The sequence below is a fragment of the Romboutsia sp. LXY-2 genome (assembly GCF_056171995.1).
In genome coordinates this window covers 521,856-548,278 of the sequence record NZ_JBKFGI010000001.1, presented here as the reverse complement: position 1 = coordinate 548,278, position 26,423 = coordinate 521,856, and the positions used below count along the sequence as shown (strand labels likewise).

27 protein-coding genes and 1 other annotated feature are annotated in these 26,423 nt (G+C 29.6%); of the genes, 25 read left to right on the top strand and 2 right to left on the bottom strand.

Annotated features, from left to right (window positions below):
• The first annotated feature begins 13 nt into the window (after positions 1-13).
• From nifS to ACI48P_RS02575, 16 genes are all read left to right on the top strand, one after another.
• The gene (gene nifS / locus ACI48P_RS02650; protein WP_475213194.1) at positions 14-1,207 is read left to right on the top strand and encodes a cysteine desulfurase NifS; all 1,194 of its coding nucleotides are present in this window, start codon (positions 14-16) and stop codon (positions 1,205-1,207) included.
• Positions 1,208-1,249: 42 nt separating this feature from the next.
• Complete coding sequence (gene nifU, locus ACI48P_RS02645) at positions 1,250-1,699, top strand: Fe-S cluster assembly scaffold protein NifU (protein WP_475213192.1); 450 nt, start codon at positions 1,250-1,252, stop codon at positions 1,697-1,699.
• Between the two features lie 183 nt (positions 1,700-1,882).
• Positions 1,883-2,965, top strand: a complete 1,083-nt coding sequence (mnmA, locus tag ACI48P_RS02640) for a tRNA 2-thiouridine(34) synthase MnmA (protein WP_475213190.1) — start codon at positions 1,883-1,885, stop codon at positions 2,963-2,965.
• A 76-nt stretch (positions 2,966-3,041) separates the two neighbouring features.
• Positions 3,042-3,261, top strand: a binding site (T-box leader).
• Positions 3,262-3,354: 93 nt separating this feature from the next.
• A complete protein-coding gene (gene alaS / locus ACI48P_RS02635; RefSeq protein WP_475213189.1) occupies positions 3,355-6,000 on the top strand; it encodes an alanine--tRNA ligase in 2,646 nt (881 codons plus the stop codon).
• 25 nt (positions 6,001-6,025) lie between these two features.
• Positions 6,026-6,283 carry an IreB family regulatory phosphoprotein gene (locus ACI48P_RS02630; RefSeq protein WP_475214129.1) on the top strand — a complete coding sequence of 86 codons (258 nt, stop codon included), beginning with the start codon at positions 6,026-6,028 and terminating at the stop codon, positions 6,281-6,283.
• Positions 6,284-6,290: 7 nt separating this feature from the next.
• A complete protein-coding gene (locus ACI48P_RS02625) occupies positions 6,291-8,462 on the top strand; it encodes a hypothetical protein (protein ID WP_475213187.1) in 2,172 nt (723 codons plus the stop codon).
• Positions 8,463-8,638: 176 nt separating this feature from the next.
• Entirely contained in the window at positions 8,639-9,064 is a 426-nt protein-coding gene (ruvX, locus tag ACI48P_RS02620) for a Holliday junction resolvase RuvX (protein WP_475213185.1), read from the top strand.
• 67 nt (positions 9,065-9,131) lie between these two features.
• Positions 9,132-9,407, top strand: coding sequence for a DUF1292 domain-containing protein (locus tag ACI48P_RS02615; protein ID WP_475213183.1), 276 nt, complete (start codon positions 9,132-9,134; stop codon positions 9,405-9,407).
• Positions 9,408-9,694: 287 nt separating this feature from the next.
• Positions 9,695-11,353 carry a hydroxylamine reductase gene (hcp, locus tag ACI48P_RS02610; protein WP_475213181.1) on the top strand — a complete coding sequence of 553 codons (1,659 nt, stop codon included), beginning with the start codon at positions 9,695-9,697 and terminating at the stop codon, positions 11,351-11,353.
• Positions 11,354-11,408: 55 nt separating this feature from the next.
• Positions 11,409-11,597 carry a ferredoxin gene (locus ACI48P_RS02605; protein WP_475213179.1) on the top strand — a complete coding sequence of 63 codons (189 nt, stop codon included), beginning with the start codon at positions 11,409-11,411 and terminating at the stop codon, positions 11,595-11,597.
• A 76-nt stretch (positions 11,598-11,673) separates the two neighbouring features.
• Positions 11,674-12,360 (top strand): nitrite/sulfite reductase domain-containing protein, encoded by a 687-nt coding sequence (locus ACI48P_RS02600; protein WP_475213177.1) that lies wholly within the window; start codon positions 11,674-11,676, stop codon positions 12,358-12,360.
• Positions 12,350-12,535, top strand: a complete 186-nt coding sequence (locus tag ACI48P_RS02595; RefSeq protein WP_475213175.1) for a DUF1858 domain-containing protein — start codon at positions 12,350-12,352, stop codon at positions 12,533-12,535. Before ACI48P_RS02600 ends, ACI48P_RS02595 begins: the two co-directional genes overlap by 11 nt.
• Positions 12,536-12,874: 339 nt before the next feature.
• The gene (locus ACI48P_RS02590; protein ID WP_475213173.1) at positions 12,875-13,513 is read left to right on the top strand and encodes a hypothetical protein; all 639 of its coding nucleotides are present in this window, start codon (positions 12,875-12,877) and stop codon (positions 13,511-13,513) included.
• Positions 13,514-13,620: 107 nt separating this feature from the next.
• Positions 13,621-15,342, top strand: coding sequence for a hydroxylamine reductase (gene hcp / locus ACI48P_RS02585; protein WP_475213171.1), 1,722 nt, complete (start codon positions 13,621-13,623; stop codon positions 15,340-15,342).
• Between the two features lie 128 nt (positions 15,343-15,470).
• A complete protein-coding gene (locus ACI48P_RS02580; protein ID WP_475213169.1) occupies positions 15,471-16,364 on the top strand; it encodes an LCP family protein in 894 nt (297 codons plus the stop codon).
• An 88-nt stretch (positions 16,365-16,452) separates the two neighbouring features.
• Positions 16,453-16,893, top strand: a complete 441-nt coding sequence (locus ACI48P_RS02575) for a Fur family transcriptional regulator (RefSeq protein ID WP_475213167.1) — start codon at positions 16,453-16,455, stop codon at positions 16,891-16,893.
• A 19-nt stretch (positions 16,894-16,912) separates the two neighbouring features.
• On the opposite strand, the gene ACI48P_RS02570 is transcribed toward ACI48P_RS02575, so the two are convergent.
• Entirely contained in the window at positions 16,913-17,650 is a 738-nt protein-coding gene (locus tag ACI48P_RS02570) for a metal-dependent hydrolase (RefSeq protein ID WP_475213165.1), read from the bottom strand.
• Between the two features lie 260 nt (positions 17,651-17,910).
• Here ACI48P_RS02570 and ACI48P_RS02565 point away from each other — a divergent pair, with 260 nt between their 5' ends.
• The 8 genes from ACI48P_RS02565 (at position 17,911) to ACI48P_RS02530 (ending at position 25,180) form a co-directional block, all read left to right on the top strand.
• Entirely contained in the window at positions 17,911-19,548 is a 1,638-nt protein-coding gene (locus tag ACI48P_RS02565) for a ribonuclease J (protein ID WP_475214127.1), read from the top strand.
• A 138-nt stretch (positions 19,549-19,686) separates the two neighbouring features.
• Complete coding sequence (locus ACI48P_RS02560) at positions 19,687-20,022, top strand: YlbF family regulator (protein WP_475213163.1); 336 nt, start codon at positions 19,687-19,689, stop codon at positions 20,020-20,022.
• Between the two features lie 153 nt (positions 20,023-20,175).
• Entirely contained in the window at positions 20,176-20,385 is a 210-nt protein-coding gene (locus ACI48P_RS02555) for a CD1290 family small acid-soluble spore protein (protein WP_475213161.1), read from the top strand.
• Between the two features lie 44 nt (positions 20,386-20,429).
• Positions 20,430-21,581 carry a D-alanyl-D-alanine carboxypeptidase family protein gene (locus ACI48P_RS02550; RefSeq protein WP_475213159.1) on the top strand — a complete coding sequence of 384 codons (1,152 nt, stop codon included), beginning with the start codon at positions 20,430-20,432 and terminating at the stop codon, positions 21,579-21,581.
• 186 nt (positions 21,582-21,767) lie between these two features.
• Positions 21,768-22,358 (top strand): site-2 protease family protein, encoded by a 591-nt coding sequence (locus tag ACI48P_RS02545; RefSeq protein ID WP_475213157.1) that lies wholly within the window; start codon positions 21,768-21,770, stop codon positions 22,356-22,358.
• A 26-nt stretch (positions 22,359-22,384) separates the two neighbouring features.
• Positions 22,385-23,113 carry a segregation and condensation protein A gene (locus ACI48P_RS02540; protein WP_475213155.1) on the top strand — a complete coding sequence of 243 codons (729 nt, stop codon included), beginning with the start codon at positions 22,385-22,387 and terminating at the stop codon, positions 23,111-23,113.
• Positions 23,113-23,652 (top strand): SMC-Scp complex subunit ScpB, encoded by a 540-nt coding sequence (gene scpB, locus ACI48P_RS02535; RefSeq protein WP_475213153.1) that lies wholly within the window; start codon positions 23,113-23,115, stop codon positions 23,650-23,652. The genes ACI48P_RS02540 and scpB overlap by 1 nt, the downstream gene beginning before the upstream one ends.
• A 196-nt stretch (positions 23,653-23,848) precedes the next feature.
• On the top strand, positions 23,849-25,180 hold the full coding sequence (locus ACI48P_RS02530; RefSeq protein ID WP_475213151.1) for an alpha/beta hydrolase: 1,332 nt from the start codon (positions 23,849-23,851) through the stop codon (positions 25,178-25,180).
• A gap of 189 nt (positions 25,181-25,369) precedes the next feature.
• Here the strand turns inward: ACI48P_RS02530 and ACI48P_RS02525 are convergent, their stop codons facing one another.
• Positions 25,370-25,864, bottom strand: a complete 495-nt coding sequence (locus tag ACI48P_RS02525; RefSeq protein ID WP_475213149.1) for a lactoylglutathione lyase family protein — start codon at positions 25,862-25,864, stop codon at positions 25,370-25,372.
• A 162-nt stretch (positions 25,865-26,026) separates the two neighbouring features.
• On the opposite strand from ACI48P_RS02525, the gene ACI48P_RS02520 reads away from it, so the two are divergent.
• A complete protein-coding gene (locus ACI48P_RS02520; protein ID WP_475213148.1) occupies positions 26,027-26,362 on the top strand; it encodes a winged helix-turn-helix transcriptional regulator in 336 nt (111 codons plus the stop codon).
• Positions 26,363-26,423 lie beyond the last annotated feature (61 nt).

Here is a 26,423-nt window from a genome sequence, read left to right as displayed (position 1 = left end):
GGAGATGAATGTAATGGAAAAAAGAAGATTATACATGGATTACTCTGCGACAACTCCTGTTAAAAAAGAAGTACTAGATGAGATGATGCCATACTTAACGGATTATTTTGGGAATGCATCTAGTTTTCACACATTCGGAAGAGAAGCTAAGCAAGCATTAGATAAAGCTAGAGGTCAAGTAGCTGACCTTATAAATGCAAAAACAAATGAAATATACTTCACAGCAGGTGGGACTGAAAGTGATAACTGGGCAATAGAAGGAGTTGCATTTGCTCACAGAGATAAAGGGAACCACATAATAACATCTAAAATAGAACACCACGGTATACTTCACACATGTGAGTACTTAGAAAAGCATCACGGGTTTGAAGTTACTTACTTAAATGTTGACGAAGACGGTAGAGTAAAATTAGATGAATTAGAAGCAGCAATAAAAGATAATACAATATTAATAACAATAATGTATGCAAATAACGAAATAGGAACAATACAACCTATAAAAGAAATAGGTGAAATAGCTAAAAAGCATAAAGTATTATTCCATACAGATGCTGTTCAAGCAGCTGGAAACGTGCCAATAGATGTTAAAGAATTAAACGTAGACTTAATGAGTATGTCTTCACATAAAATATATGGACCTAAAGGAATAGGTGCATTATACATCAAAACAGGAACAAAGTTACACACATTTGTTCACGGTGGAGCACAAGAAAGAAGAAGAAGAGCTGGTACTGAAAACATACCTTCAATAGTAGGATATGGTAAGGCAGCTGAAATGGCTAAGGCTAATATGGAAAATCATGTTCAAACTTTAACTTCTTTAAGAGCAAAATTAATAGATGGCATATTAAAAGAAATACCATTTACAAAAGTTAATGGAAGTCTAGAAAATAGACTACCAGGGAACGTAAACTTCTCGTTTGAATTCATAGAAGGAGAAGGAATACTTCTACTGTTAGATATGTTAGGTATAGCTGCATCAAGTGGTTCAGCATGTACTTCAGGATCATTAGATCCATCTCATGTTCTAATGGCAATAGGTCTACCGCATGAAATAGCTCATGGATCATTAAGACTATCAATAGGTGATTTTACAACAGAAGAAGATATAGATTATATAATAGAAAACTTACCAGCTGTAATAGAGAGATTAAGAAGTATGTCACCTCTTTACGATGCTGCTAAAAAGGAAAGAGCAAATAGATAATTAACAGATAATATATATAGAGAGAATTAGGAGGAAATTAAGATGCAATATAGTGATAAAGTTATGGATCATTTCATGAACCCTAGAAATGTTGGGGAAATAGATAATGCAAGTGGTGTAGGTGAAGTAGGTAACGCTAAATGTGGAGATATAATGAGAATATATCTTGACATAGATGGCGAAATAATAAAAGACGTAAAGTTTAAGACTTTCGGATGTGGATCAGCAATAGCGTCTTCATCAATGGCAACTGAAATGGTAAAAGGAAAAACAATACATGAAGCTTTAGAAGTAACTAATAGAGCAGTTGCTGAAGCTTTAGATGGTTTACCACCAGTAAAAATGCACTGTTCAGTTCTTGCTGAACAAGCAATAAAAGCAGCTTTAATAGACTATGCTAAGAAACACAATATCCACATAGAAGAATTAGATGGTGTAGTTATAGACGATGATCATGATCATCACCATGATATAGAGGAAGAAGAAGCTTAAAATAAAATGATTACAATATCCCTTTTAGGTAAATATTACTTGAGAGGGATATTTTTCTTAAAAAAGGACTGTATATAATACCTAGGTATTATTAAAATAAAACTGGTTTTAGAAGGTTATAGAAAATTATATACTTTTAAAAATATAGTAAAGTATATATAATATAAAGAACGAGGTGATTTCATGAGCAAAAGAGTAATGATAGGTATGAGTGGTGGAGTAGATAGTTCGGTAGCAGCATACCTACTAAAACAACAAGGCTATGATGTAATAGGTGTTACTATGAAATTATGGCAAGATGATGATGATGAATTAATAGAGAATGAAGGTGGATGTTGTTCTTTAGCAGCAGTAGAAGACGCTAGAAGAGTTGCTGATAAAATAGGTATACCATTTTATGTGTTAAACTTCAGTGATGTATTTAAAGAGAAGGTAATAGAACCTTTCATAGATGAATATTTAGAAGGAAGAACTCCTAATCCGTGTATAGCTTGTAACAAACATATAAAATTTGATGACTTCTTTAAGAAAGCTCGTCAAATAGGTTGTGATTATGTTGCGACAGGTCATTATGCTAAAATAGAAAAGGATGAAGAGTCAGGAAGATACCTTCTAAAAAAATCAGTTACTGATAAGAAGGATCAAACTTATGCACTTTATAATCTTACTCAAGAGCAATTAGAGCATACATTACTTCCAATAGGAGATTATGAAAAAGATAGAGTAAGAGAAATTGCAAAAGAAATGGGTATGGATGTTCATAATAAGCCTGATAGTCAAGAAATATGCTTTGTTAAAGATAATAACTATGCAGGATATGTTAAAAAACATTCTAAAAAGAGAATTGAAGAAGGTTATTTTGTAGATACTAATGGTAAAATATTAGGAAAACACACAGGAATAATAAACTATACTATAGGTCAAAGAAAAGGCCTTGGAATAGCATTTGGAAAGCCTATGTTTGTTGTAGATATAAATGCAAAGAGAAATACAGTAGTTTTAGGCGATAATGAAGATATATTTGCAAAAGAATTAGAAGCTAAAGATGCAAATTTCATATTATTTGATTATGCTGATATAAAAGAGCCTATAAGAGTAGAAGCAAAAATTAGATACTCTGCTAAGCCATCTCCAGCTACAGTGTACGCATTAGGTAATGATAGAATAAAAATAGTATTTGATGAACCTCAAAGAGCTATTACAAAAGGTCAATCTGTTGTTATGTATCAGGGAGATGTTGTAGTAGGTGGAGGAATAATAGATTAAAAATTCTCATATACTATTGATTAATTAAATAAAATTTAGTAATATAACTATATGAAAAATATAATAAAATTTTAATTTAAATACAGTGAAAAGAAATAGTAAATTATTTGACGTCTTACAGAGAGAGGGAAATGGTGGAAGCCCTTAGAATAAAATAGTTGAAGCAGTCTTAGAGTAGCATTCCTGAAACTAAGTAGGGAATGACGGTAGTTACGTTATAGCTAAGGTTTTCCGAAGATGTCATTATTTTTAATGATAATTAGGGTGGTACCGCGAATATAATGCTCGCCCCTATAATTTTATATTATAGGTGTGAGCTTTTTTATTGTATTAAATACATAAAATAGCTTAACATGAGCGAAATAATACAAATTTAGGAGGAAAAAACAATGCAACCAATGGGATTAAACGAAATAAGAAGTAGATTCTTAAAATTCTTTGAATCTAAAGAACACTACGTTAAAGAAAGTGCTTCTTTAGTACCACACAACGATAAAAGTTTATTATTAATAAACTCAGGTATGGCTCCACTTAAAAACTACTTTGCTGGAGTAGAAGTACCGCCAAGTAAGAGAATGACTACTTGTCAAAAGTGTATAAGAACAGGTGATATAGAAAACGTAGGAAAGACTGCAAGACATGGTACTTTCTTTGAAATGATGGGCAACTTCTCATTTGCAGATTACTTTAAAAGAGAGTCTGTAAGATGGGGATGGGAGTTCGTTACAGAGCACCTAAACATACCTGAAGATAAAATATGGGTAACAGTATATGAAGAAGATGACGATGCTTTCGATTTATGGGAAAAAGAAATGAACTTCCCTAAGGAAAGAATAGTAAGACTTGGTAAAGATGATAACTTCTGGGAAATAGGTATAGGACCTTGCGGACCTTGTTCAGAAATATACTTCGATAGAGGGGTAGAATATGGATGTGACAACCCTGATTGTAAGCCAGGATGTGACTGTGACAGATACTTAGAGTTCTGGAATCACGTATTTACTCAATTTAATAGAGATGAAGATGGAAACTACACAGAGTTAGACAACAAAAACATAGATACAGGAATGGGTCTAGAAAGAATGGCTTGTATAATGCAAGGTGTTGATACTATATTTGATGTAGATACTATAAAGCAAATATTAAACACTGTAGAAAAAATGGCTGGTGTTGAATACGGTAAAGGTGACAAAACTGATATATCTATAAGAATAATAACAGACCATACAAGAGCAGTAAGTTTCTTAGTTGCTGATGGAGTATTACCATCAAATGAAGGAAGAGGATATGTTCTTAGAAGATTACTTAGAAGAGCAGCTCGTCACGGTAAGTTATTAGGAATAAAAGAAAACTTCTTATACAAATTAGTTGATGAAGTTATAAAAGTAAGTGGAGAAGCTTACCCAGAGTTAGTTGAAAAAGAAAGCTACATCAAGAAAGTTATAAGAATAGAAGAAGAAAAGTTCAATGAAACAATAGATCAAGGAAGTGAAATACTTTCTACTTATATAAAAGAATTACAAGAAAACAACAAAACTACTTTAAGTGGAGAAAATGCATTTAAATTATATGATACTTATGGATTCCCAATAGATTTAACAAAGGAAATCTTAGAAGAAGTTGGTCTAGATTTAGATGAAGAATCTTTCAATGAAGAAATGAACAAGCAAAGAGAAAGAGCTAGAAATGCTAGAGGTAACATGGAAGGTGAAGGATGGAAGGAAGATCCTTTATCAAAGTTAGAATCTACTGTTGATAGTGAATTCAATGGTTACGAAAACTTAGACGATATAGGTAATGTTAAAGCTATAGTTGTTGAAGGTGAATTAGTAGAAAATGCAGTTGCAGGTCAAGAGGTTGTAATAGTTCTTGATAAAACTACTTTCTATCCAGAAGGTGGAGGTCAAGCTGGTGATACTGGTATACTTACTAACAAAGCAGAAGATATAGTTATAGAAGTAACTGATACAAGAAAAGGTGCAAATAACACTATTAAGCATATAGGAACTGTTAAGTCTGGTAAAATAAATGTAGGTGAAGACTTAAAGACTATAGTTAATAAAGATATAAGAATGGCTTCTGCTAGAAACCATAGTGCTACTCACTTACTTCATAAGGCATTAAAAGAAGTATTAGGAGATCACGTTAACCAAGCTGGATCTTTAGTAACTCCTGAAAGATTAAGATTTGACGTTACTCACTTTGAAGCTATATCAAAAGAAGAGATAAAAGTAATAGAAGAAAAAGTAAACAATGCAATACTTGATGCTTTAGAAATAAATTGTGAAAATATGAGTATAAATGCAGCTAAAGAAAAAGGAGCTACGGCACTATTTGGCGAAAAGTATGGTAATGAGGTAAGAGTTGTATCTATGGGTGACTATTCTGTAGAACTTTGTGGAGGAACTCACTTAAGAAATACTTCTCAAATAGGACTATTCAAAATATTATCTGAAGGTGGTGTAGCTGCAGGTGTAAGAAGAATAGAAGCTATTACAGGTAAAGCAGTATACGAATACTTAAAGGAAAAAGAAGCAGTTATAAACGAAGTTTGTCAAACATTAAAAACTAAAGAAGATAACTTAACTCAAAGAGCTCAAAGTTTAGTTGATGAAAACAAGCATTTAGCTAAGGAATTACAAGAAGTTAAGACTAAGATGAGTTTACAATCAGTAGATTCAATATTAGATTCTAAAGTTGAAATAAATGGAGTAAACCTAATAACTACAAAGTTTGAAGGTATGGATATGAACACAGTAAAAGAAACTGCAGACAGCCTAAGAGATAAGTTAGGTAGTGGTGTAGTAGTATTAGCAAATGTTGCTGATGATAAAATAAACTTTGTTGTTACAGCTACTAAAGATGTATTAGACAAAGGTATACACTGTGGAAACATAGTTAAAGAAGTAGCTTCTATAGCTGGCGGAAAAGGTGGAGGAAGACCTAATATGGCACAAGCTGGAGCTAGTGATGTATCAAAGGTTGAGGAAGCTTTAAGCCATGCTAGTGAGGTTGTAAAATCGCAAGTTAAATAGCAACCAAATAAGGGGGTAGTTGAGTATGGAAAAAGATTTAGACTATACTATGAAATTCGAAGGTGTAACAGATGATAAAATTAGTGTTTCAGATACTATAGATCTTGTTTATCAAGCATTACTTGAGAAAGGTTATAACCCTATAAATCAAATTATAGGGTACCTTCTTTCAGGTGACTCAAGTTATATAACAAGTCATAAAAATGCAAGATCTATAATCAAAAAATTTGAGAGAGACGAATTATTAGAAGAAGTTATCACTCATTATCTGAACAGAAAGTAGGTCAATAATGAAAAAGAAGATTGTATCATTATTAGCAGTAATTATGATACTTGTAAGTTCTATTTCTAGTTATTCCTTTGCAGAAGAAGAGCAAGGTAAAGTAATATTTATTAATATGAATAGAACTAATCTTGTAAATATGCTTAAAATACCTGTACTTGAAGAACAAATTAATTCAAAAGGTTATATAGGCCTTATGAATATAAGAGGAGATAAAGGTACAGATGATAGAAGAAGTTACGCTTCTATGGGTGCAGGAGGACGAGCTAATGTAGCCACACAAGATTATATTAACTTCGAACAAGCTACTAAGGAAAATTCTGAAATGTATGAAGTAGCAACAGGCCAAAGTGCTAAAGAAATAAACAATATTACCATTAATAAGTCAATTAATGAAAACCTTGAAAAAGGTGAATATGGTTCTACTTTAGGAGCTTTAGGACAAACTCTAACAAAAAATGGATATAAGGTTGCTGCTATTGGAAACGCAGACAGAGTAGAAGATGGAAAAGTAGTCAAAAATAGAAATATTGGGCTAGTAGCTATGGATGAATATGGTAGAATAGAATACGGAAATGTTGATGATATCAATATTGAAGATGGATATATGCCATTTGGAGTAGCTACAGACTATGAGAAGTTAAAAAATGAAACTAAAAAATACTATGAAGAAGCTGATGCTTTATTTATAGAGCTTGGAGATACATATCGATTAGATTTATATAAAGAGTATCTAAATGAAGACTCTTACTTTGATATGAGGGAAATGATATTTAACAATATAGATTCATACCTTGCAGAAGTATTTTCTATGGTAGGCGAAAATGATACTGTATATATATCTAGTGCATTTCCTAGTGATGCAGATTACAAAAATAATAGAAGATTATCTCCTATAGTTAAATTTAAAGGCGATGGAAAAGGTGTACTAACATCTAATACAACAAGAAGAGATGGTGTTGTAGCAAATTTAGATGTTGGTGTAGATATACTTAATGAATTTGGTCTTAAAAATGAAGCTATGTTAGGAAGAAGTTACAGCTTAGTAGATAAAGAAAACAATGTAGATTATATACTTGGAGAATTTGAAAAAATAGTATCAATATCTACAGCTAGATCTATGGTTGTTAATACTTTTGTAGGTATAGTATCAGCATCATGGGTAATAGCTATGGTTGCTCTATTATTTAAAGAGCGTATACCTCATAAAGAAAGAGTATTTAAAATATTAAAAGAGTTTATCAAACTAGGAATAATAATGCCGTTAGCATTTTTACTAGCACCTATATTTAATTTTAAAACAGATGTTACAATAGCTATAGGAATTGTTATGACTACAGTAATTTTATATATCTTAGGAAGAGTGCTATTTAAAGACGATGATATTAAGCAGATGGGATTCTTAGCTGGACTTACTATTACTTTAATAGCAATAGATTCAGTATTTGGAACTTATTTAATGCAAAATAACATAATGAGTTATGATGCTATAATAGGAGCTAGGTACTATGGTATAGGTAATGAATATGAAGGTGTTACAATAGGTTGTGCTATTTTTGCTCTTGCAGTATTACTAAACTATAAAAACATACCAAAACCATTGGTTGCAGTATTATCTTTAATAATATTAATAACTAGTGCTTATCCATCTATGGGAGCTAACGTTGGTGGAGCGATATCAGAATGTGTTGCATATCTATTATTTGTCCTTTTAATATTTGATGTAAAACTAGATTTCAAAAAAGTTATGTTATTAGGAGCAGCTGCTGTGGCTGTTGTATTAATATTTGCAGTGTTAGATTTAGTTTTAGGAACGGAATCTCACTTAGCATTATTTGTTAAGCAAATATTATTAAATGGTCCAATGGCAATAATACAAACATTTACTAGAAAGATTGAAATGAATCTAAAACTTGCTCAATCAACTGTATGGGTAAATATATTACTTGCTGGGATAGGTATTGTTGCAATATTTATATTTAAACCATCAAAGCATTTCAGACATATATCTGAAAAGTATCCTTTAATATTTAAAGGTTTTATTGCATCAATAGTTGGTTGTATAGTGACTCTTTTAGTAAATGATTCAGGAATAGTAGCAGCATCAACTGCAGCTATATATATACTAATACCGCTTTTAATAATAAGTATAAATATGATAATATTTGAAGAAAAATAACTAATATTATTATTTTCTTATATAATAAGGGGCAATCTCAAAGATAAGATTTATTTTGAGAAATGCCCTTTTATTATTAGATAGTATAAGTTTGTATATAAAGATTAAACTATGAAATATAAAATATAATTTAAAATTAAAGACTATTGTATAAAGACGATATAAGGAGAGATACTATGTTAGATGGAAGAATAATGGGCTTAGATATAGGTGACAAAACAATAGGTGTAGCAGTTTGTGATTTAATGGGATTAACAGCACAAGGTGTTAAGACTGTAAGAAGAGTTGGAAAGAAAAAAGATATCGAAGAATTAAAGGCTATAATAAAAGAAAGACAAGTAAATAAGATTGTATCTGGCCTTCCTAAAAATATGAATGGAACATTAGGGCCGCAAGGAGAAAAAGTAATCAAATTCTGTGAATTATTAAAAGAAGAAACAGGACTTGAAATAGAGTTCTGGGATGAAAGACTATCTACAGTTGCAGCGGAAAGATCATTAATTGAAGGTGATGTAAGTAGAAGTAAAAGAAAAAAAGTTATAGATATGTTAGCTGCAGTAATAATACTGCAAGGTTATCTAGATAGACAAAGAAATTTATAAAAAATATATAAAAAATTAAAATAATAAGATATAATATAATAAATACTAAAAATTAGAGGTGAAGATTATGCAAGAAAACATAATAAATTTAATAGATGAAAATGGTGTTGAAACACAATTTGAAATAATATTAACATTAGAAGCTGAAGGTAAGGAATATGCTATATTATTACCAGTAGATGATGAAGATGCAGAAGAAGCTTTAATATTCAGAATTGATGAAGATGAGCAAGGTGAAATATTATTACCATTAGATAATGATGATGAGTATGAAACTGTTGTAGCTGTTTACAATGCTATAATGGAAGAAGAAGGATTAAACTACGACGAAGACGAACAATAAAATTGAAATCCCAGCTATGAAAATATCATGGTTGGGATTTTTTTAATTACAAGGGGATTATGATACTTAAAAAACTGTGGGAAACTTGTGTATAATTGTGGAGGTATACCAGGAGAAGAAGATAAAAACAGTTGCATAATATGTTGTCCAGATGTGAAAGTGATAAATGTATTTAAAATAGAAAAAACTAAAGATTAAAACAAATAATAAGCATTAATCCAACTTATATTATGTGAATTTTATGGGCATTATAAATATGAAAATTAAACAAAAAGGAGTGAATATATATGGATTTTCCAATGTTTTGTTATCAATGTGAACAAACAGCAGGAGGCAAGGGGTGTACAAAAATAGGGGTTTGCGGAAAGACACCTGAAATAGCAGCCCTTCAAGATTTGCTTGTATATCAAGTAAAAGGAATAAGTTGCTATGTAAATGAGTTAATCAAAAAGGGTGAAAAAGTAGATAAAGAAATAGTTAGCTTTGTTGAAAATACATTATTTACAACACTTACGAATGTTAACTTTGATGGTGATGTTCATGAAAAAATGTTAAAAGAGTCTCAAGAAATAAAACAATCATTAAGGAGTAAGGTTTCAACTTGTGAAAACTGTTGTGAGCAAGCTACATATAATTTAAGTGATACTAGAGACAAAATGTTAATCGATGCAAAAAAAGCTGGAATAATGTATGATCAAGATTTAGATGCTGATATACGTTCTTTAAGACAAACTATTATATATGGATTAAAGGGAATATCTGCATACGGACATCAAGCTAGAGAGTTAGGGTATTATAATGATCAAGTAGATGAATTTTATTTTAGAGCATTAGCAGCAACGTGTGATGACAAATTAACAGTAGAAGATTTAATAACATGGACTATGAGAGCAGGGGACATGAGTGTTGCTGTTATGCAAAAACTAGATGAAGCAAATACTACAGTATATAAAAACCCAGCTCCTCACAAAGTAAATGTGCATGTAAAGAAAGGTCCATTTATAATTGTTTCTGGTCATGATTTAAAAGATTTAGAGATGATTTTAAAACAAACAGAAGGAAAAGGAATAAATATATATACTCATGGAGAAATGATTCCATGTCATGGATACCCAGAGCTTAATAAGTATCCTCACTTAGCAGGAAACTTTGGAGGAGCTTGGCAAGACCAACAAAAAGAATTTGATAATATACCAGGATGTATACTTATGACTACAAACTGCCTAATGAAGCCTAGAGATTCATATAAGGACAGGATATTTACAACAAGTGTAGTTGGATGGGATGGAGTAAAATATATAGGAAAAACCGAAAATGGAGATAAAGACTTTAGTGAAATAATAAATAAAGCTTTAGAACTTGGTGGATTTAAAGAAGATCAAGAGCCTAAAGAAATATTAGTTGGATTTGGGCATAATGCTACTCTAAGCAATGCACCAGCTATAATAGATGCAGTTAAATCAGGAAAACTAAGACACTTCTTCTTAATAGGAGGATGTGATGGAGCAAGGGCTGGAAGAAACTATTATACAGAGTTTGCTGAACAAGTTCCAAAAGATTGTATAATACTTACATTAGCTTGTGGTAAATATAGATTTAATAAATTAGAATTTGGTGAAGTAGCAGGACTTCCAAGATTATTAGATGTAGGACAATGTAATGATGCTTATTCAGCAGTAAGAATAGCTTTAGCACTTGCTGATGCTTTTGATACAGACGTTAATAGCTTACCACTTTCTATCATTTTATCTTGGTATGAACAAAAAGCAGTAGCAGACTTATTAGCCCTTTTATCACTAGGTATAAAAGGAATATATCTTGGACCAACGTTACCAGCATTTTTAAGTCCAAATGTACTTCAATACTTAGTTGATACATTTGATATAAAACCTATAAGTACACCAGAAAAAGATTTAGGATCTTGTTTAGAAGTTCCTACTAAATAATTAAAATACAACAACCACCTTTTTAAAATAAATTAATTTTATAAGGAGATAAAATATGAAAGCTTTTGTTGATAGAGACGGATGTATAGGATGTGAGGCGTGCGCAGGAACATGCCCAGAAGTATTTAGTATGGATGATGAAGGTAAATCAGTGCCTATAAAAGAAGATATTTCTAACGATTTATTAGAATCAGCTCAAGATGCTAGAGATGGTTGTCCAGTTTCAGTTATAAGTATAGATTAATTAGAAGATTTTAAACAATGACTATATTTTTATATAGTCATTGTTTATATAACTATTAATGAAGAGGAAAATATAAATGAGTGCTTATGGAAATCTACAAAAAATTAAAGAAGGAAAAAGGACATTTGCTATAACTCCACACATTCCAGGGGGATTTATAATTGCAGATGATCTTATAAAAATAGGAGAGGTTGCAAAAAAATACAATGGTGTTTTAAAGCTTACTTCTGGTCAAAGAATTTTAATCACAAATTTAGAACAAGAGGATTTACAAGCCATATGGAATGAATTAGGAATGAAGCCAGCAGTTAAAAGCCAAAATTCATTAAAGAATGTTGAAATATGTCCGGCAAATTTTTGTAAAAGATCCAAATATCCAACCATCGGTATCGGAATGAAAATAAGCAAGAATTTTCATGGAATGGATTTACCATGCCGAACAAAAATAGGTGTTGCTGGCTGTAGAAATGCATGTACAAGCGTTTATTCAAAAGATATCGGAGTTTTAGTTGATATTGATGGAAAGTTTTTTATAACAGTAGGTGGAAGTGCAGGATTTAATCCACGTAGTGCTGATATTTTAATAAAAGGATTAACAGAAGACGAAGTATTTATTTTAGTTAAAACTATATTAGAATATTATAATGAAAATGCTCAACTAGGCGAAAAACTAGGAGATTTCATTGATAAAATAAAAATAGATAGATTTAAAGATGAAGTTTTAAAAATAGCAGATATTAAGGAGCAAAAAAATGATAACTAAAGATACTATAATAGCAGATATAATAAAGTCTAAACCAAATGCAGCTCAAATACTCATGAGTTATGGTATGGGCTGTATTGGTTGCCCATCAGCGCAGATGGAAAAGTTAGAGCAAGCTTGTGAAATACATGGATTAAATTTAGATGAAATTTTAAAAAAATTGAACGAATTATAATAGTCTAAAGGGATGTAGTACTTGTTGGGTAGGATGGCTTATGAAGTCTGAAGGTGGAGAAAAATATATTAATCTAGACGGTATCGTCTTTTAAAGGATATCTTCTAGATTATATTCTTCTCTGTTAAAGTTTTTACTATAATATACCATTATATAAATCTTTTTTTTAGAATTAAAAATATAAAAATTTTTTTATAAAACTTGAAATAAGTAACCTACGTTACAGATATTTTATAAGTATTGTAATATACTGTAAACATAGTAACAAATTAAAAATTAAAAGAATATGTATATCATAAAAGGGTATAAAAAATACACATTAATATAAGGAGAATTAAAATGAGTTTATTTTTAGGAAAAATACACTATTGGCTATTTGATAAGATTTTATGGTTTGAAGGCTTAGAAGATGAGATTATTAAGTTAGCTAAAAAAGAAGGATTAAATATAGAAGAAATTAAAAATGAAATAGATTTAAAATATGGAGAGAAAACTCAAAATAAAAATCTAGAAGAAATAATAGACACAAGTAACATACATGGATGGTTACAAAGTAAAATACATTCTTCAGAAGGAAGAATGGCATCATGGACTAAAGTTGTGCTAGAAAATAATAAAAATAATTTAGTTAAATTAGAGAATGTATATATACATCAAGGTATTAAAGCTGCTAAAGAAGTAAAAATCAATAAGAATCTTCTAAATGCAAAAGACATATATGATAGCTTAAATGATTATATATTAGACGGTATGCCTTGCGATAGAGTTAATGAAGTTATTGTTTCACAAGATAATATCGTTGAGTGGAAAAGAAGAATTTGCGTTCATGAAGATATATGGCAAAAAGAAGGAATGGATGTTGAAGTATTCTATGATTTAAGAAATTTATGGATAAAAGCATTTGTAAATGAAGTAAATGGCAATTTTGAATTTATACAAAAAAGTGAAATAGAGTACTCTATAAGTGAAAGAAAATAGTTAAACCTTTATTCTTAGTATAAATTAATTTTACTAAGAATAAATTATAAAATAAATTTAAACTCTAAAAGAGTATAAAAATATACATTTTAATGGGAGAGATAAATATGGAAAATTTAATGTTTTGTTATCAATGTCAAGAAACAGCAGGTTGTAGTGGATGTACAAAATTCGGAGTATGTGGTAAATCACCAGATTTAGCAAGAATGCAAGACTTATTAGTATATGCAACAAAAGGTTTATCAGAAGTAACTACTAGACTTAGAGCAGAAGGAAGTCTAATAGATTCAGAGATAAATAATTTAATAACTATAAATTTATTCACTACAATAACTAATGCAAACTTTGATGATGCAGTATTTTATGCAAGGGTTAAAGAAACCTTAGCAGTTAAAGAAGCTTTATTAGCTAAATTAGAAAATAAAGATAATTTATCAGAAGCAGCATTATGGAATGCAAATTCAAACGCTGAGATGGACGATAAAGTTAATGTATTAAGTAAAATCAAAAATGCAATACTTGGAAGTGGAAAAGAATCAGTTGATATAAATAAAATACTAGATGAAAAATCTACTAAAGTAGGAGTACTTGCTACTAAAGATGAAGATGTAAGAAGTTTAAGAGAGCTTATAATATATGGTCTTAAAGGATTATCTGCATATATGAAGCATGCAAATGCTTTAGGATATGATAATGAAGAAGTAAATGCATTTATGCAGTCAGCATTAGCAAAAACACTAGACGATAACTTAAGTATAGATGAGTTAATAGGTTTAACGCTTGAAACTGGTAAGGTTGGGGTAGATGGTATGGCTCTACTTGATAGTGCAAATACAGGAACTTACGGACATCCAGAAATAACTAAAGTAAACATAGGTGTAAGAAATAACCCAGGAATACTTGTATCAGGGCATGATTTAAAAGATCTAGAATTATTATTAAAGCAAACAGAAGGTACAGGAGTAGATGTATATACTCACTCAGAAATGCTACCAGCTCATTACTATCCAGCATTTAAAAAGTATTCTCACTTTGCAGGAAACTACGGAAATGCTTGGTGGAAGCAAAAAGAAGAGTTTGAAAGTTTTAATGGACCAATACTTATGACTACAAACTGTATAGTGCCACCAAAAGATAGCTACAAAGATAGAATATACACAACAGGTGCTGCAGGATTTGTCGGAGTTAAGCATATAAAAGGTATAAGCGAAGATAACAAAGATTTCTCAGAAATAATAGAGCAAGCTAAAAAATGTGCTCCTCCAAAAGAAATCGAAACTGGAGAAATAATAGGTGGATTTGCACATAATCAAGTATTTGCACTTGCAGATGCAGTAGTTGATGCAGTAAAATCTGGAGCAATAAAGAAATTCTTTGTAATGGCAGGATGTGATGGAAGAGCTAAGTCAAGAAATTACTATACTGATTTTGCAAAGGCATTACCAAAAGATACTGTAATATTAACAGCAGGATGTGCAAAATACAAATATAATAAATTAGATTTAGGTGATATAGGTGGAATACCTAGGGTACTAGATGCAGGTCAATGTAATGACTCATACTCATTAGCTCTAATAGCACTTAAATTAAAAGAAGTATTTGAACTTAATGATATAAATGAATTACCAATAGCTTATAACATAGCTTGGTATGAGCAAAAAGCTGTAATAGTATTATTATCATTATTATACTTAGGTGTGAAAAATATACATCTAGGACCAACACTTCCAGCATTCTTATCACCAAATGTAGCTAAGGTTTTAGTTGAAAACTTTGGCATAGGTGGAATAACTAATGTTGAAGATGATATGAAAATGTTCTTAGAATAATATAATATTAAACTCTCTCGTTATTAAATGAGAGAGTTTTTTTATTACATAAAATATATATGTGTAAATTGGTCTATAAAGGGGAAAATATATAATATTACAATTCATTATAAAGGTGTTGATAAAATATGAAAAAGAAAATTGCTATAATATTGGCTTTAATTTCATGTGTTTTATTTAGCTTTAATAATAATCAAAGTTTTGCAAATCAAAGTGAGAATCCCTATGATCATCTGGTTGAAAATATACTTTTGATTGGTAAAGATGGTACAAAAGATTCTTCCGTAAATAGATCAGATACTATGATAATTTTAACTATAGATAACCTTAATAAGTGTTTGAAATTAACTTCTATAGCTAGAGATACATTAGTAGAAATACCTGGTAAAGGCTTAGATAAGATTAATCATGCCTATGCATATGGTGAAATTGATTTGTTATTAGAAACTATCAATAAAAATTTAAATATGGATATAAAAGACTATGCAATTGTAGACTTTAATTCTTTCATTGAAATAGTGGATATTATTGGTGGTGTAGATATGGAAGTTAAAGAAAATGAAATAGGTCAATTAAACAAAGTGATAAGTGCTTGTTATAATTTATCATCAAATAATGAAGAGGAAATTAGATATATTACTACAAGTGGAAACCAACATCTTAATGGTTATCAAACTTTAGCTTACGCAAGAATTAGAAAAATGGATACTATTTATAAAAGAGATGAAAGGCAAAGAGCAATATTAACAAATATAGCTGACAAATTATCAAATACATCTATTTCTAAATATCCATCAATAATAAAGAGTTTAGTTAGAAACGTAGATGTAAATATAGCTTTTAATCAACTTATAAAAATGGCTTTTACTTCACATGAATTAGCAAGCTATGAAATGAAGCAATTAGAGTTTCCTAAAGAGGAATATAGAGAAGAAACAAAATTAAATGGAAGTTTTGTAGTAGACTGGAATAAAGAAAAAAACATAGAAATGCTACACAACTTCATTTATAAAAATCAGTAATTAATTGTTTTTATTGGTATTGACAAATAACTGATTATCAATTAAAATAATTAATAAAGATTATCAATTGAAAAATAAGGGTGATATTATGATGAGTACAATGGATATATTAAAAGAGAAGTTAAAAGAAACGGGATTTAAAATAACGCCACAAAGAAGGGCTATAATAGAGATACTATTAAAAAACAATCACACTCATTTAAGTAGTGAAGAAATATATGATTTAGTAAGAGTTGATTGTCCAGAAATAGGACTAGCTACAGTTTATAGAACTATGCAATTATTAGATGAAATAGATGTAATATCTAAGCTTAACTTAGACGACGGATGTATAAGATATGAATTAAGTTTAGACAAAGATGATTGTCATAACCATCACCATCTAATTTGTAAAAGTTGTGGTAAAATAATGGAAGCTGAAGAAGATTTATTAGATAATATTGAAAAAGAAATACAAGAATTATATAAATTTAAAATACTTGACCATGATGTTAAGTTTTATGGTTTATGTGAAGATTGTAGTAAATAAAATAAGTCCCGAATGGGACTTATATTTTTATTATTGAAAAAATTATCAAACCTACGAGAATTATTATAAATAAAATCTCAAGCAAATTGCTTAAAGTTCCTCCTACTTTTAAAAATCCTAGAGAAATTTTTTTATCATTTAAGGGATAAAAAAGGGGAACGCCTTGTCTTGTAAATAAATCTCCTAAAAATATATGACTAGCATAACTTATAGTACCAAAAAATGATAAATTGGATATATTAGTTAGTAGCTCGATTTGTTTCAATAAGAAGTATATTATTACTATGGCAAAGATGCTATGAGAAAAACTTCTATGTTTAAGCCAAGGAAATATAGCAAGCATCAAAGTGAAAATTATAAAATAAATTTGTGCATCAATAAAATATAAGCACAGAGCAAGTAATATAAAAATTAATGATAAGAATATTTTTCTTAAAAATAAATGTGTTAATTTAGATTCAATAATTATTATTGCCATAAATGTAACAATAGAGCTTATGTAAAAGTTATCATTTATTTTTAAAGATACAAAGAAAATAATTACATTAATCATATATATTAATAATTTATATAAAAACTTAGATACTTTCTTTTTAAAAAAGAAATCAGAAACAATAGAATTAGATTCATCTAAATCTGGCAATAGAGAAAAAATTGCTGAAATCATTAGGTTAAACAGAGAAATAGGAATTTTAAATAGAATAGAAGCTTGAATCGCTGCTAAGATACCTATTGTACAATGTGTTTTACCGCGCATATTACCCCCTATTTTAAACTATTAAATTTATCAATATATTGAGAGAATATCAGAATAAAATAGGTTTGTCAAAATAATACTAGAAATGTATTTTAATTATGACTTAAAATATAATCAAAAATATGGTACAATGATAATAATGGTAAAGAGTGCGTGATTTGATATTAATAAAATTTATAGAACGTGTATAAAAGATACAACTAAATAGACAGAAGGAGAGGATGTAATTGTTCAGAAAAAACGCCAACAAGATTAAAGTTATGGCGCTTGGTGGACTTAACGAAGTCGGGAAAAATATGACAGTTGTTGAGTATAAAGACGAGATAATTGTAATTGATGCGGGGCTTAGTTTCCCAGAAGACGAAATGTTAGGGGTAGATATAGTAATACCGGATATAACTTATTTAGTGAAAAATAAGGACAAGATAAAAGGTATATTTATAACGCATGGTCATGAGGACCACATCGGAGCGCTTCCATATATCCTAAGAAAGATAAATGTACCAATTTACGGGGCAAGATTAAGTATAGGATTAATACAAGTAAAATTAAAGGAACACAAATTAAATAACGTTAAATTACACGAAGTAAAACCTAGACAAATAATAAAGCTAAGCAACATGGAAGTGGAATTTATAAAGAATAACCACAGTATACCGGATGCTTGTTCTATAGCTGTTCATACAGATCAAGGTATAATATACCACACAGGAGATTTTAAGATAGACTTAACACCAATTGATGGAGAAGTTATGGATATGCATAGAATCTGTGAGTTGAGTCAAAAAGGCGTTCTTTTAATGTTAGCTGATAGTACTAACGCTGAAAGACCAGGTTCAACAATGTCAGAGCGAACTGTAGGAGTAGGGTTAGATGATTTATTTAGAAAAGCGGAGAATAGCAGAATAATAGTTGCTACGTTTGCTTCAAATATTCATAGATTACAACAAATAATAAATACAGCTCAAAAGTTCAATAGAAAAGTAGCTGTATCAGGTAGATCTATGGTGAACGTTGTGGGAGTTGCTAAGGATTTAGGATATTTAGATATAGATGATGACGTATTAATAGACTTAAATGATTTATCTAAATATGAAGATAATGAAATAGTACTAATAACAACTGGTTCACAAGGAGAGCCTATGTCAGCTCTTGCTAGAATGTCAAGTTCAGAGCATAAGAAAGTAGAAATAAGAAGAGGCGATTTAGTAATAATATCAGCTCACCCAATACCAGGAAATGAAAAATTAATATCTAAAGTAGTAAATAGATTATTCGAAAAAGGTGCAGAAGTAGTATATAACGATATAGTTGATATACATGTTTCTGGTCATGCTTGCCAAGAAGAATTAAAGCTTATGCAAAGATTAGTAAAACCTAAGTTCTTTATGCCAGCGCACGGGGAATACAGAATGTTAAAAAGACACGCTGAATTAGCTGAAGAATTAGGAATGCCAAGCCAAAATATATTTGTAATGCAAACAGGAGAAGTTTTAGAATTAGATAAAAATTCTGCAAAAGTAACTTCTCATGTACCAACAGGTAATGTATTAGTAGATGGATTAGGTGTTGGAGATGTTGGGAACATAGTATTAAGAGATAGAAAACATTTATCAGAAGATGGATTAATGATAGTTGTTGTAACAATATCAAAAGAAGATGGAAAAGTTTTAGCTGGTCCAGACATAATATCTAGAGGATTTGTATATGTAAGAGAATCTGAAGATTTAATGGATGGAGCAAAAGATGTAATCAAGAACGTGTTAAAGGATTGCGAAGAAAGAAACATAAAAGAATGGGCATACTTAAAGAATAATATAAAAGAAAACTTAAAAGAATACCTATATCAAAAAACTAAAAGAAATCCAATGATACTTCCGATTATAATGGAGGTATAATTCCAAAAGATTGAATATAATTTATTATATTCAATCTTTTTTTGTGCAAGAAAATATGTACAGATAAATAATAAAACATAAGTTGCAATAAATTGTTATTCAATAAAATATTAGTTAATGATTACTTAGGAGGTATTTATGGGCGTTTATGATACAGCTACAAAGCTAGCTAGTGAAATTAAAAGTAGCAAAGAGTATAAACATTTTAAAAACAGTATGAAAGAGGTTAAGAAAGATAAAAATGCAGAAGCTCTTTTAAAAGACTACAGAATAATTCAAATGGAAATCCAAAAGCAAACAATGAGAAACCTACCTATAGATAAAAAGCTCCAAAGAAAAATTGAAAGCATACAAAAGAAGGCGAATGGCAATAAAAAAGTAAGTAATTATCTAACAAGCGAGAGAGAAATAACAATACTAATGGATAATATAAACAAGATACTAGCTAAAACTATAGAAGATGATTACAAGTAATATAAAAATTTTATAGAATATAAAAAAATCTCATTGTATAAGAATTAAAAAGCTTTATGATGAGATTATTTTTATTTCTATAAAATACCATCTATAAGTAGGGAGATTTAGGAAAAAATACTTATATATATCAAATATTAGAGGAGGATTAATATGAGTAAAATAGTTGATAGTAATGCAAAAAAAGCGCTAAAACAACTAAGAATGGAAATAGCAGCAGATTATGGTATGGGTCATGATGATGTATTTGACATAATCGAAAATGCCAATAGTCAAGGTTCTTTAGCTGGACATTTTAAAAAATTAGAAGAAAAAAGAAACTTACATGGAAATATATACAGCTCTTCGAATAAAAAAATGTAAACTATGAGAAAATAAGCTTAAATAAATATATAGAGGTGACAGTGATGAAAAAATTGGCTAGTTTAGTATTGGCTATACTCCTAGCATCTAGTACTTTAGGAACATCTTTTGCAAATGGAGATAGCGCACCAATAAATATTTCTTCCAAATCAGCAATACTGATGGATGTAGGAAGTGGACAAATACTTTATGAGAAAAACTCTCATGAAAAATTACCACCAGCTAGTGTAACAAAAGTAATGACTATGTTACTTATATGTGAAGCATTAGAAAGTGGAAAGATAAAGATTGATGACCAAGTTCAAATAAGTGAAAATGCTTCTAGTATGGGTGGTTCTCAAATATTCTTAGAAGCAGGAGAAAGTCAAAAAGTAGATGACTTACTAAAAGGTATCGCAGTTGCCTCAGCAAATGATGGTTGTGTTGCAATGGCAGAGTACGTTGCAGGTAGCGTTGAAGGCTTTGTAGACATGATGAATGCAAAAGCTAAAGAATTAGGAATGAATGATACACATTTTGCTAACACAAATGGTTTACCAGTAGAGAATCATTATACTTCAGCACATGATATAGCAATAATGTCAAAGGAATTATTAAAACATGATGTAATAAATAAATACTTAACTACATGGATGGATCAAGTAGTAGTAGGTAAAAAACAAGTTACTGTAGGATTAGCTAATACAAATAAATTAATTAAGCACTACCAAGGAGCTACAGGAGTTAAAACTGGATTTACACAAGAAGCAAAATACTGTTTATCAGCATCTGCTAAAAGAGGAGAGACACATTTAGTAGCAGCAACACTAGGTGCGCAAACTTCTCCAGAAAGATTTAAAGATGCAACAGAATTATTAAACTATGGTTTTGCTAATTATGAAAGTGTAAAGCTATGTTCTAAAGGTGATAATATAGCTAGTCTTACATTAGATAAAGCAGAAGAAAATAAGGTTGATTTAGTAGCTAAAGAAGATTTATCGTTATTAATTAAAAAAGGTAGCGCAAAAGACTTTACTAAGAAAATAAAAGTAAGTGAAAACCCAAGTTTACCAATAAAAGCAGGAACAGTTCTTGGTAATGTTGAGGTTTACAAGGATGATAAGTTAATTGGTAAAGTTGATTTAGTAAATACTAAAGATATTAATAAAGCAAGTTATTTAAAAATGCTTCAAAGAGTTATTGATAACTTATTATAAGATACAAAGTCTTGTGTTTAATTTATTAGACACAAGACTTTTTTATGTACAAGGAATCTATGATAGCTTATAAGTAATTGCTATGTATTTTGTCCTATAACCTTGAAATATGCATAAAAGTTTTGATTATAATAATATATATTGGTATAATGGTATTAAAACGAAAAAAAGTAGGAGAGAAATTATATGAATGGTTTTGTTGATATATTAGTAAGTTTAGTGGCAATTGCCATAGCTATATCAGTGCATGAATTTGGTCACGCCTATGCAGCACATTTACTAGGTGATGATACGGCAAAGATGAACGGTAGAATGACTTTAAACCCTGCAGCACACGTAGATCCTATAGGGTTAATAATGTTATTAATATTTAAATTTGGGTGGGCAAAGCCAGTGCCAGTTAATCCAAATAATTTTAAAAGCTACAAGGTAGGAAATTTGATAGTATCACTTGCAGGTGTAATAGCAAACGTACTAACAGCAATAGTTTGTGTACTTATAAATAAGAGTGTTAATATGTATGCAATAAATTTAATTGCTTATACGACTATATTATATAACTTAGGGTTTGCAGCATTTAACTTACTTCCAATACCACCACTAGATGGATGGGGAGTAATATCTACTTTCATACCATATAAATACAATGAATTTATATATAAATATGAAAGTATGAGTTATGTAATATTATTAATAGCTTTATTTACAGGGGTTTACCAAATAATATTAAGTCCAATACACAATGTATTATGGACCATAGTTAGATTTTTTGCATAAATAGAAAATGACTAAGAGGTAGTTTGATGAAATATAATATACAATTACAAGTCTATGAGGGCCCATTAGATTTATTATACGACCTTATTTCTAAACAAAAAATTGATATTAAAGATATTTCTATAATAGAAATAACTAAGCAATATATTAATTATTTAAATATGTTAGAAAAAATGGATTTAGAAATAACTAGTGAGTTTATTACCATGGCATCTAAGCTTCTTCAGATAAAATCAAAGTATTTACTATACAAGCAAAAAGATGATGAAGAAGAGGAAGATCCAAGATTAGAACTTATGGAAAAACTTGAAGAATATAAAAAGTTCAAGTTAGCAGCAGAAGACTTAAAAGGTACAGTTAGCAATGTAGCTGAACTGTTCTTTAGAAATAAAGAAGAAATAATAGTGGATGAAAAAGTAGATTTAGATGAAATATCTATAGAAGCCATAAAGAATATACTTCCTCATATACTAAAGGTGAGAAAAGTAGAATCAAAAGAAGATGTTAAAGATGATAGATTAAATAAAATCGTTAAGGGAAGAATAGTTTCCGTAGAAGAGAGAATAGGGTATATTAGAGATATAATTAAGGAAAATAATGAATTTAGATTTACTAGTATAGTTGATGACTGTGATAAAGATGAAATCATAGCAACATTCCTATCTTTACTTGAGCTAATCAAAGCTAAAGAAATATATGTAGTTCAAGATTTATTCTTTGATGACATTTTAATAAAGAAATCGGAAGTGATATAATGAGACGTGAAGATATAAAGCATATAATAGAAGCTGTAATGTTTGCATATGGAGAGCCTATTAGTATAAAAGAGCTAAATTATATAGTTAATGAAGAGTTATCTGAAAAAGAAATAGAGATAATGTTAAATACATTAATAGAAGAGTATTCTTGTGATAATAGAGGTATTCAGATAATAAAGCTTGAAAACAAGTACCAAATGTGTACTAATAAGAACTATGCAGATTATATTAAGAAAGTGTTAGAGCCTAAGAAAAAGAAGACATTAAGCCAGGCAACATTAGAAACACTTACTATTATTGCATATAAGCAACCTATAACTAAGGTAGAAATAGAAGATATTAGAGGAGTTAAGTGTGATAAAGTACTTCAAACTCTTCTTGAAAATGAGTTAATAAGAGAGGCCGGAAGATTAAATAAAATCGGAAAGCCAATAATATATAAAACAACAAATGAATTTTTAAAACTACTTAGTATAGAAAAGCTAGAGGATTTACCACCTATTGAATCATATACTGAGAGTGAGATAGAAGAATAAATTGCAAAGCAAATAGAGCCAAGAAATCTTGGCTCTTTTTATATTGTAAAGAAGTTATACAATATAAAATTTCAAAAACTTAATCTGTATCTTATGTAATCAAAACTGTATTATATGTCAAAGCTAAGAAACTTAAAATAAAATATGATACATTAACCATATAAAGTACATAAATAAAAAAATTAGGGGTGGTATTGTGAAAAGAAAAAGAATTATTTTTATCATGATGAGCGTTGTGACTAGTTTATTCATGTTTGGATGTAGCTCATCTAGTGAAGTTAGTTTTGATGAAGATAAGTTAACAAATTTAAGTAAGCAGTATGCAGAGGAAATGGCTAGTGGGGATTTTTCTAATGTTGTTTCAAACTTTTCAAAAGATGTTAAAAAGAAGCTTAATGAAGATACTATGAAGGAAACTTGGAATGGAGTAGTAAAAGAAATAGGTAAGTATGAGAGTATTAATGGTGTATCTTATAAAGAACAAAACAATATGGCCATTATAGATGTAATTCTTAAATATGAGCTAAATGGATTAAAACTTACACTATCTTATGATTCAAATAACAATGTAGCTGGTTTATTATTAAATTATGCACCTATAAAAGAAGAATTAGCTTCAAATGACAAATTTGAAGAACAAGAAATATTTATAGGAGAAGGAGAGCAGAAATTAGATGGAATATTAACGCTACCTAAAGATGTTGAAAAACCACCTGTAGTAATAATGGTTCAAGGTTCTGGGCAAAGTGATATGGATGAAACTATTGGAGCTGTAGCTAATAAGCCTTTTAAAGACATAGCATATGGATTAGCTGAAAATGGAATTGCATCAATAAGATATAATAAGCGTTATTACCAATATCCAGAAGCAGCACCTAAAGATTTAACTATTCAAGGTGAAGTTATAAATGATGCAAACTTAGCAATAGATATAGCTTCAAATAATAAAGACTTAAATAATGAAAAGATATTTGTACTTGGTCATAGTCTTGGAGGAATGCTTGCTCCAGAGATAGCTAAAGAAAATAATAAAGTTAGTGGAATAATATCCTTAGCGGGTAGCCCTAGAAAACTAGAAGATATTATATATGACCAAAATAATGATGCAGTAAATGCTATGACAGATAAAGGTGACTCTCAAAAAGAAGAACTTATGAAACAAGTTAAATCAGAAGTTGATAAAGTTAAGAATTTAAAAGAAGGTGACAAATCTCAAGCTATATTTGGTATAAATAGTGAGTATTGGATTAGTCTAAATAATATAGATACTGCTAAAATATTAAAAGAATTATCAATACCAATGTTATTCTTACAAGGTGAAGATGATTTCCAAGTATATGCAGATGTTGACTATAAACAGTGGCAAGAATTATGTAATGGAAAAGATAATGCAGAATTTAAGTTATATCCAAAATTAAATCATTTATTTATGAAAAGCAATGGAAAAAGAGATATAACAGAATATGATATTAAAGGAAATGTGGATGATGCTGTAATTTCAGATATTTCAAATTGGATAAATAATTAATAAGAAGTATTAGGAATACCAAAGGAAGTAAAAATAGAATGAAAATTATTAATATACTATGTTAATATAAATATACTTAATAATAAATGTCATTCTCTCATTAATCAAGGAGATGAAATTAGAAAATTTCTAAATAAAAAGTGTATAAAGCATATTATAAAGAGATACGATTTATACACTTTTTATTCTTTAGTATGCTCCAGAAGAGTAAGTTACTTCATAACTATGGCTATATACCTCAAATATTATACCGAATGGATCTTCCACATAGCACATTCTATATGGTTTTTCATTTGGATAGTATTCTCTAATTGGCATTCTTTGTTTACCACCATTAGCTACTATTTTCTCAACCATTCCTTCTACATCTGGATCTTGAATACAGAAGTGGAATACCCCTGACTTCCAGTATTCAAAATTATTTTCAGGCTTTTCACTATTAGGGAATTCAAATACTTCTACACCTATTCCATCAGATGTTACCATATGCGCTATACGGAAACTTCCCCATCCTTCACCAAATACGTCTATACACATTTGACCTATAGCTGTTTCACATTCTTCAACCACATCAGATGGTTCCATAACTACATACCATCCCATAACATCTTTATAAAATTTTACTGCTTGCTCTAGGTTTGTAACAGATAAACCTATGTGCGAAAAAGATCTTGGATATGTCATTTTTATTTCTCCTATCTATTTTTATTATGTTATAATTTTGTATATGTTTTTTATTGCCTTGGCAAAGACTATTATATATAGTTATTTTTCACGGAACAATACGGCACATTTTTGTGATATACTTACAAAAATGAAACTCATAATAAATTTTTGGAGGATAAAATGGCAAAAATTAAAGATGAATATACATGCTCATTAGGGCTTACAATAGATTTAATAGGTGGGAAATGGAAGTTGATGATTCTTTGGTATTTAATTGAAAGCCCAAAGAGATTTACTGAGTTAAGAAAATCTATACCGGTGATTACTCAAAAGATACTTACTGAGCAATTGAGAGAATTAGAAAGTAGTAAAATTATTTCTAGGAAAGTTTATGCAACAGTTCCACCTACAGTAGAATACTCAATGACTAAATATGGTGAAAGTTTTACTCCTATAATTCATGAAATGTGTGCATGGACAAAGAAGTATGCAGGTGAAAATAATATTAAATTATAAGTAGATTTCTTTATATTGTACTAATATAAGAATGGAAATTAAAGGAATAGGAGCATATCAA

Excerpts from the sequence above, each read along its gene's own strand:
- ACI48P_RS02555 (WP_475213161.1), top strand. The coding sequence starts at position 20,176 with ATGAGTAAAATAGTTGATAGTAATGCAAAAAAAGCGCTAAAACAACTA.
- ACI48P_RS02625 (WP_475213187.1), top strand. The coding sequence starts at position 6,291 with ATGAAAAAGAAGATTGTATCATTATTAGCAGTAATTATGATACTTGTA.
- ACI48P_RS02580 (WP_475213169.1), top strand. The coding sequence starts at position 15,471 with ATGAAAAAGAAAATTGCTATAATATTGGCTTTAATTTCATGTGTTTTA.
- ACI48P_RS02595 (WP_475213175.1), top strand. The coding sequence starts at position 12,350 with ATGATAACTAAAGATACTATAATAGCAGATATAATAAAGTCTAAACCA.
- scpB (WP_475213153.1), top strand. The coding sequence starts at position 23,113 with ATGAGACGTGAAGATATAAAGCATATAATAGAAGCTGTAATGTTTGCA.
- ACI48P_RS02605 (WP_475213179.1), top strand. The coding sequence starts at position 11,409 with ATGAAAGCTTTTGTTGATAGAGACGGATGTATAGGATGTGAGGCGTGC.
- nifU (WP_475213192.1), top strand. The coding sequence starts at position 1,250 with ATGCAATATAGTGATAAAGTTATGGATCATTTCATGAACCCTAGAAAT.
- ACI48P_RS02525 (WP_475213149.1), bottom strand. The coding sequence starts at position 25,864 with ATGACATATCCAAGATCTTTTTCGCACATAGGTTTATCTGTTACAAAC.
- ACI48P_RS02565 (WP_475214127.1), top strand. The coding sequence starts at position 17,911 with ATGGCGCTTGGTGGACTTAACGAAGTCGGGAAAAATATGACAGTTGTT.
- ACI48P_RS02600 (WP_475213177.1), top strand. The coding sequence starts at position 11,674 with ATGAGTGCTTATGGAAATCTACAAAAAATTAAAGAAGGAAAAAGGACA.
- mnmA (WP_475213190.1), top strand. The coding sequence starts at position 1,883 with ATGAGCAAAAGAGTAATGATAGGTATGAGTGGTGGAGTAGATAGTTCG.
- ACI48P_RS02560 (WP_475213163.1), top strand. The coding sequence starts at position 19,687 with ATGGGCGTTTATGATACAGCTACAAAGCTAGCTAGTGAAATTAAAAGT.
- ACI48P_RS02550 (WP_475213159.1), top strand. The coding sequence starts at position 20,430 with ATGAAAAAATTGGCTAGTTTAGTATTGGCTATACTCCTAGCATCTAGT.
- nifS (WP_475213194.1), top strand. The coding sequence starts at position 14 with ATGGAAAAAAGAAGATTATACATGGATTACTCTGCGACAACTCCTGTT.
- ACI48P_RS02540 (WP_475213155.1), top strand. The coding sequence starts at position 22,385 with ATGAAATATAATATACAATTACAAGTCTATGAGGGCCCATTAGATTTA.
- ruvX (WP_475213185.1), top strand. The coding sequence starts at position 8,639 with ATGTTAGATGGAAGAATAATGGGCTTAGATATAGGTGACAAAACAATA.
- alaS (WP_475213189.1), top strand. The coding sequence starts at position 3,355 with ATGCAACCAATGGGATTAAACGAAATAAGAAGTAGATTCTTAAAATTC.
- ACI48P_RS02520 (WP_475213148.1), top strand. The coding sequence starts at position 26,027 with ATGGCAAAAATTAAAGATGAATATACATGCTCATTAGGGCTTACAATA.
- ACI48P_RS02570 (WP_475213165.1), bottom strand. The coding sequence starts at position 17,650 with ATGCGCGGTAAAACACATTGTACAATAGGTATCTTAGCAGCGATTCAA.
- hcp (WP_475213181.1), top strand. The coding sequence starts at position 9,695 with ATGGATTTTCCAATGTTTTGTTATCAATGTGAACAAACAGCAGGAGGC.
- ACI48P_RS02545 (WP_475213157.1), top strand. The coding sequence starts at position 21,768 with ATGAATGGTTTTGTTGATATATTAGTAAGTTTAGTGGCAATTGCCATA.
- ACI48P_RS02575 (WP_475213167.1), top strand. The coding sequence starts at position 16,453 with ATGATGAGTACAATGGATATATTAAAAGAGAAGTTAAAAGAAACGGGA.
- ACI48P_RS02630 (WP_475214129.1), top strand. The coding sequence starts at position 6,026 with ATGGAAAAAGATTTAGACTATACTATGAAATTCGAAGGTGTAACAGAT.
- ACI48P_RS02615 (WP_475213183.1), top strand. The coding sequence starts at position 9,132 with ATGCAAGAAAACATAATAAATTTAATAGATGAAAATGGTGTTGAAACA.
- hcp (WP_475213171.1), top strand. The coding sequence starts at position 13,621 with ATGGAAAATTTAATGTTTTGTTATCAATGTCAAGAAACAGCAGGTTGT.
- ACI48P_RS02590 (WP_475213173.1), top strand. The coding sequence starts at position 12,875 with ATGAGTTTATTTTTAGGAAAAATACACTATTGGCTATTTGATAAGATT.